We start from the raw sequence: 6,682 nt of genomic DNA on the forward strand, positions 1-6,682 counted from the left end.
GCTGATCCCCGCGATCGCGGTGCCGGTGGTGCTGCTGGGCACCTTCGGCGTGCTGTCGATGGCCGGCTACTCGATCAACACGCTCACCATGTTCGGCATGGTGCTGGCGATCGGCCTCCTGGTGGACGACGCCATCGTGGTGGTCGAGAACGTCGAGCGCGTGATGCACGAGGAAGGGCTCTCGCCCAAGGAGGCCACGCGCAAGTCGATGGCCGAGATCACGCCCGCGCTGGTGGGCATCGCGCTGGTGCTGTCGGCGGTGTTCATCCCGATGGCCTTCTTCGGCGGCTCCACCGGCGTGATCTACCGGCAGTTCTCCATCACCATCGTGTCGTCGATGGTGCTGTCGGTGCTGGTGGCGCTGACCTTGACGCCGGCGCTGTGCGCCACCTTCCTCAAGCCCCATCCGCATGGCGAAGGCGGCGAAGGCACGCCGCGCAAGGGCCCGCTGGGGCTGGTGGACCGCTTCTTCGCCCGCTTCAACCGCGGCTTCGACCGCACGGCCAGCCACTACCAGCGCGGCATCGGCGGCATCGTCAAGCGGCCCAAGCGCATGCTGCTGGTGTACCTGGCCATCGGCGCCGGCATGGCGCTGCTGTTCGCGCGGCTGCCCACCTCCTTCCTGCCCGACGAAGACCAGGGCATCCTGCAGGCGCAGATCAAGCTGCCCCCCGGCGCCACCGCCGAGCGTGCGCAGAAGGTGCTGCGCGAGGTGGAGGCGTACTTCGCCCAGCAGCCCGACGTGCTGACCTTCGGCTCGGTCAGCGGCAGCGACGGCGACCAGGCCTCGGCCCGCGCCTTCCTGCGCCTGAAGGACTGGAGCGAGCGCACCCGCCCCGAGCAAAGCGCCGCCGCCATCGCGCGCAAGGCCACGCGCGACCTCTCGCGCATCCGCGATGCGCAGATCTTCGTGGTGCTGCCGCCGGCCGTGCGTGGCCTCGGCTCCAACGCCGGCTTCAACTTCTTCCTCAAGGACGTCAACGGCCTGGGGCATGAGGCGCTGCAGCGCGCGCGCCAGCAGTTCGTGGAGCTGGCCGGCCAGCGCACCGAGCTGTCGCGCACACGGGCCAACGGCCTGGACGACACGGCCGAGTTCGTGGTGGACATCGACGACCGCAAGGCCGGCGCACTGAGCCTCGCCACCGCCAACATCAACAGCACGCTGTCCAGCGCGATGGGCGGCACCTACATCAACGACTTCCTGGACAACGGTCGTGTCAAGCGCGTGTACATGCAAGGCGATGCGCCCTTCCGCATGTCGCCCGACGACTACCAGCAATGGACGGTGCGCAACAGCGACGGCCGCATGGTGCCCTTCAGCGCCTTCGCCAGCCACCGCTGGGGCTACGGCTCGCCGCAGCTGCAGCGCTACAACGGCAGCCCGGCCGAAGAAATGGTGGGCGATGCAGCCCAGGGCGTGAGCTCGGGCACCGCGATGAAGGTGGTCGAAGACATCATGAAGGAACTGCCCGCCGGCATCGCGCTGGACTGGACCGGCGCCTCGTTCCAGGAACGGCTGTCGGGCTCGCAGGCGCCGCTGCTGTATGCGGTGTCCATCCTCTTCGTGTTCCTGTGCCTGGCCGCGCTGTATGAAAGCTGGTCGGTGCCCTTCTCGGTCATCCTGGTGGTGCCGCTGGGGGTGCTGGGTGCGCTGCTGTTCACCTCGGCCCGCGGGCTCACCAACGACGTGTACTTCCAGGTGGGCCTGCTCACCACGGTGGGCCTGTCGTGCAAGAACGCGATCCTGATCGTCGAGTTCGCCAAGCAGCTGCAGGAAGCCGGCAAGTCCATCATCGAGGCCACGCTGGAGGCGGTGCACCTGCGCCTGCGGCCCATCCTGATGACCTCGCTGGCCTTCGGCTTCGGCGTGCTGCCGCTGGCCATCGGCACCGGCGCCGGCGCGGGTGGCCGCCAGTCCATCGGCACCGCGGTGCTGGGCGGCATGGTGGTGGGCACGGCGCTGGGCATCTTCTTCGTGCCGCTCTTCTTCGTGCTGATCCGCAGCTTCTTCGACCGCCGCAAGAAGGCCGCACCGGCCACCCCCGCCGCCCCGCTGGAAGGAAGCCACGCATGACGCGGCCCACGATGACCAAGACCCTCACCGTGCTGGCCGCCGCGCTGCTGGCCAGCGGCTGCGCCAACCTGGCGCCCCCGTATGAGCGACCGGCGCTGCCGGTGCCGGCCACGCTGCCCTCGCCGGTGCCGCTGGCGGTGGTGCCAACGGCCACGCCCACGGCGGCGCAGGCGGCCGCCAGCGGGCCGGCTGCCACCCCGGCCGACATCAACGCCGACACCACGGCCGGCCCGCGCCTGCCGGCCGAGCAGGCCGCGGCCGCCGCCTGGCGCAGCTTTTTCACCGAACCCCGGCTGCGCGGCACGGTGGAGCTGGCGCTGGCCAACAACCGCGACCTGCGGGTGGCCGCGCTCAACATCGAGCGGGCGCGGGCGCAGTACCGCATCCAGGAAGCGGCGGTGCTGCCGGCCATCAACGCCACCGGCAGCGGCAACCGACAACGGCAGCCGGCCAGCGTGTCCAGCAACGGCCAGGCGCGCATCACCAGCACCTACAGCGCGCAGCTGGGCATCTCGGCCTATGAGCTGGACTTCTTCGGCCGCGTGCGCAACCTGAGCGATGCGGCGCTGCAGACCTTTCTGTCGACGCAGAGTAACCGCCGCACCACGCAGATCGCGCTGGTGGCCGACACCGCCACCGCCTGGCTCAACCTGGCGGCTGACCAGCAGCGCCTGCTGCTGGCCCAGCAGACGCTCAAGGCCCGGCAGGACAGTTATGAACTCACCCGCCGCGCCTTCGAGCTGGGCGGCCAGTCGGGCCTGACGCTGGCCCAGGCGCAGACCACGGTGGACAGCGCCCGCGTGGACGTGGCGGCCTACACCACGCAGGTGCAGCAGTCGCGCAATGCGCTGGAGCTGCTGGCCGGCAGCCCGGTGCCCGCCGAGCTGCTGCCCGATGCACAGGCCCCCAGCGTGATCGAGCGCCCGGTGGCGGCGCTGGTGGAGGTGCCGGCCGCGCTGCCTTCGGCGGTGCTGCAGCAGCGGCCCGACGTGGTGGCCGCGGAAGAACTGCTCAAGGGCGCGCAGGCCAGCATCGGCGCGGCGCGGGCGGCGTTCTTTCCGCGCATCACGCTCACCGCCGCGGCGGGCGTCGCCAGCGGCGAGCTGTCGTCGCTGTTCTCGGGCGGCAACGGCGCCTGGAGCTTCGTGCCTTCCATCACCCTGCCCATCTTCAACGCCGGCAGCAACCAGGCCAACCTGGACGTGGCGATGGCCCAGCGCGACATCCAGCTGGCCACCTACGAAAAGACGCTGCAGGTGGCCTTCCGCGAGGTGGCCGACGCGCTGGCCCAGCGCAGCACGCTGGCCGAGCGGCTGGCGGCCCAGCAGTCGCTGACCGAGGCCACCGGCCGCACGCTGCAGCTGTCGCAGGCCCTGTTCCGCAGCGGCGCCTACAGCTACCTGGAAGTGCTGGATGCGCAGCGCACGCTCTACACCGCGCAGCAGACCTTGATCACGCTGCGCCTGGCCGAGCAGGCCAACCGGCTGACGCTGTACCGCGTGCTGGGCGGTGGCTGGGCCGACGCGAGCTGACCACTTCGGCGCAGTGCGGCTTTACACCGGCTCAACGGGGGCGCCCACGCGTTGGCTTAGCATTTCCGCCATGTCCCGCCTAGCCGCCACGTGCCCCCTTCTTGCCGCCCTGCTGGCCACCGGCCTGGTGCTGACCGGCTGCGCCGTGCCGCACCGGGCCCACACCACCACCTACGAAACCTTCCAGTCGGACGACACCCACGCCCGCCACTACGACGCCAGCGGCGCGCAGGCCTGCGAAGCCGCGCGCCGCGCGCTGCTGAGCCAGGGCTACCTGGTGGGCCAGGCCAAGAACGACTACGTCAACGGCCGCAAGAACTTCCAGCCCGAGCGCGAAACCCACGTCGAGATCGACCTGCGCGTGACCTGCGCGCCCGAAGGCGACGACGGCAGCACCGCAGTGGTCTTCGTCACCGCGCTGCAGGACCGTTATGCGCTCAAGAAAAGCAGCACCTCGGCCAGCCTGGGCGTGGGCGCGCTGGGCTCGCTGTCGCTGCCGTTTTCGTCCAGCGACGATTCGATGGTGAAGGTGGCCAGCCAGACCATCGGCGACGCCACCTTCTATGAACGCTTCTTCGCGCTGATCGACCGCTACCTGGACCGCACCGGCCCGCCGCCGCCGCAGACCGGCGCCTCGGCGTCCGCGGCCAACTGATCCGGCGATGCGCCTGCGCACCGTCTCCTGGCGTGTCTTGCAAGCGCTGCTGCTGGCGGTGCTGGTGCTGGCCTTGGTGCTGGCCATCAACACCTGGCGCCAGCCCTCGCGCCAGCTGGCGGTGCCGGCACGCGCACCGGTGGCGGTGGATGTGCGCGAGGTGGCCGGCAAGCTGTCGGAAGCGGTGCAGCTGCGCACCGTGTCCATCGACGGCCAGCCCGATGCCGCGGCCCCCGAGCTGCTGAAGCTGCATGCCTGGCTGCAGCAGCGCTTTCCCCAGGCGCATGCGGTGATGAAGCGCGAGGTGGTGGGTGGCTACAGCCTGCTCTACACCTGGCCCGGCCGCGATGCGCAGGCCGCGCCGCTGATGCTGATGGCCCACCAGGACGTGGTGCCCATCGCGCCCAACACCGAAGCCGACTGGCAGCAGCCGCCCTTCAGCGGCGCGGTGCAGGGCGGCTTCGTCTGGGGCCGCGGCGCCTGGGACGACAAGGGCAACCTGGTGTCCATCCTGCAGGCGGTGGAGATGCTGGCCAGCGAGGGCTTCCAGCCCCGGCGCACCGTGTACCTGGCCTTCGGCCACGACGAAGAAGTGGGCGGCGAACAAGGCGCGGCGCAGATCGCGGCGCTGCTGAAGTCGCGCGGCGTGAAGCTCGACTTCGTGGTGGACGAAGGCCTGCTCATCACCGAAGGCGTGCTCAAGGGCCTGGACGCACCGCTGGCCCTGGTGGGCGTGGCCGAGAAGGGCTACGTGAACCTGGCGCTGAGCAGCCATGGCACACCCGGCCATGGCTCGATGCCGCCGCGCGAAACCGCCATCGGCTCACTGGCCGCGGCGCTGACCCGGCTGGAAGCGCAGCCGATGCCCGCCGGCATCCGGGGCGTGGCGGCCGACATGTTCGGCCGCATCGCGCCCGAGATGTCGCTGCCGATGCGCGTGGTGCTGTCCAACCTGTGGCTGTTCGGCCCGCTGGTGCGCCACCAGCTGGAGCAAGGCCCCAGCACCAACGCGATGCTGCGCAGCACGCGGGCGCTGACCATGGTGGCCGGCGGCAACAAGGCCAACGTGTTGCCCGGCGAGGCCACCGCCAACGTGAACGTGCGGCTGCTGCCCGGCGACAGCGTGGCGGGCGCGGTGGAGCAGGCACGCCAGGCCATCGGCAACCCCTCGGTACAGGTGGCGCCAGCACCCGGCCCGCGCGCCGAACCTTCGCCCATCTCGCCGGCCGACTCGGCCTCGTACCGGCTGATCGAGCGCACCGTGCGCGAGCTGTTTCCGGGCACCGTGGTGGCCCCGGGCCTGATGATCGGCGCCACCGATTCGCGCCACCTGCTGGCCGTGGCCGACCACGTCTACCGCTTCTCACCCGTGCGCGCCCGCGCCGAAGACCTGCCGCGCTTCCACGGCACCAACGAGCGCATCGCCATCAGCAACCTGGGCGAGCTGGTGGCCTTCTACCACCGGCTGCTGCAGGCAGATGCGGAGGCGGCCGGGGCCGCCCCGGTCAAGTAGGGGCCAGGGTCAGGTCACCACCGTCGGCGTCTTGCGCCCGGTGATCTCGGCGATGCGGGCCACGTTGCGGGCCACCGTGATCAGCGGCGCCAGTGCGGCCTGGGTGTCTTCGCCCTGCTTGTCCACGTTCGGCTCATAGCGCTCCAGGTACACCCGCAGCGTCGCGCCTTCGGTGCCGGTGCCCGACAGGCGGAACACCACGCGCGAACCATCGTCGAACAGGATGCGCACGCCCTGCTTGGCCGACTTGCTGCCGTCCACCGGATCGACATAGCCGAAGTCGTCGGCCTGCTTCACGCGGCGGCCTTCCAGCACCTGGCCGGCCAGCTGGGGCAGCTGCGCGCGCAGGCCGGCCATCAGCTTGTCGGCAGCGGCGGTATCGATGCCTTCATAGTCGTGGCGCGAGTAGTAGTTGCGGCCATAGGTGGCCCAGTGCGCGCGCACCAGTTGCTCCACCGACTGGCCGGTGGCGGCCAGCACGTTGAGCCAGAACAGCACCGCCCACAGGCCGTCCTTCTCGCGCACGTGGTCGCTGCCGGTGCCGTAGCTCTCTTCGCCGCACAGCGTCACCTTGCCGGCGTCCAGCAGGTTGCCGAAGAACTTCCAGCCGGTGGGCGTTTCGAAGCAGGGCACGCCCAGCGCCGCGGCCACGCGGTCGGCCGCCATCGAGGTGGGCATGGAGCGGGCGATGCCCGCGATGCCGCCGGCATAACGCGGGGCCACCGTGGCATGGGCGGCCAGCAGCGCCAGGCTGTCCGAGGGCGCCACCGGGAAGTTGCGGCCGACGATCATGTTGCGGTCGGCATCGCCGTCGGACGCCGCGCCGAAGTCGGGCGCATCGGCCGCCGCCATGTGGGCGATCAGGTCCTCGGCATTCACCGGGTTGGGGTCGGGGTGCAGGCCGCCGA

The 6,682-nt window shown here is 70.9% G+C and carries 5 protein-coding genes; 4 read left to right on the forward strand and 1 reads right to left on the reverse strand.

Features of this window, described 5'->3' with window-relative positions:
* From ABNT58_RS16425 to ABNT58_RS16440, 4 genes are all read left to right on the forward strand, one after another.
* A partial coding sequence (locus tag ABNT58_RS16425) for an efflux RND transporter permease subunit (RefSeq protein ID WP_348754525.1) occupies positions 1-2,074 on the forward strand: 2,074 nt, incomplete at its 5' end.
* The gene (locus tag ABNT58_RS16430) at positions 2,071-3,606 is read left to right on the forward strand and encodes an efflux transporter outer membrane subunit (RefSeq protein WP_348754526.1); all 1,536 of its coding nucleotides are present in this window, start codon (positions 2,071-2,073) and stop codon (positions 3,604-3,606) included. The genes ABNT58_RS16425 and ABNT58_RS16430, both read left to right, overlap by 4 nt.
* 70 nt (positions 3,607-3,676) lie before the next feature.
* Complete coding sequence (locus tag ABNT58_RS16435; protein ID WP_348754527.1) at positions 3,677-4,261, forward strand: DUF2242 domain-containing protein; 585 nt, start codon at positions 3,677-3,679, stop codon at positions 4,259-4,261.
* 7 nt (positions 4,262-4,268) lie between these two features.
* Positions 4,269-5,774 carry a M20 family peptidase gene (locus ABNT58_RS16440; RefSeq protein WP_348754528.1) on the forward strand — a complete coding sequence of 502 codons (1,506 nt, stop codon included), beginning with the start codon at positions 4,269-4,271 and terminating at the stop codon, positions 5,772-5,774.
* A 9-nt stretch (positions 5,775-5,783) separates the two neighbouring features.
* On the opposite strand, the gene ABNT58_RS16445 is transcribed toward ABNT58_RS16440, so the two are convergent.
* Positions 5,784-6,682 (reverse strand): alpha-D-glucose phosphate-specific phosphoglucomutase (locus tag ABNT58_RS16445; protein ID WP_348754529.1); only part of this gene is annotated, 899 nt, incomplete at its 5' end.

This window comes from uncultured Aquincola sp. (assembly GCF_964001545.1).
Lineage (GTDB): Bacteria > Pseudomonadota > Gammaproteobacteria > Burkholderiales > Burkholderiaceae_C > Aquincola.

Excerpts from the sequence above, each read along its gene's own strand:
- ABNT58_RS16430 (WP_348754526.1), top strand. The coding sequence starts at position 2,071 with ATGACGCGGCCCACGATGACCAAGACCCTCACCGTGCTGGCCGCCGCG.
- ABNT58_RS16440 (WP_348754528.1), top strand. The coding sequence starts at position 4,269 with ATGCGCCTGCGCACCGTCTCCTGGCGTGTCTTGCAAGCGCTGCTGCTG.
- ABNT58_RS16435 (WP_348754527.1), top strand. The coding sequence starts at position 3,677 with ATGTCCCGCCTAGCCGCCACGTGCCCCCTTCTTGCCGCCCTGCTGGCC.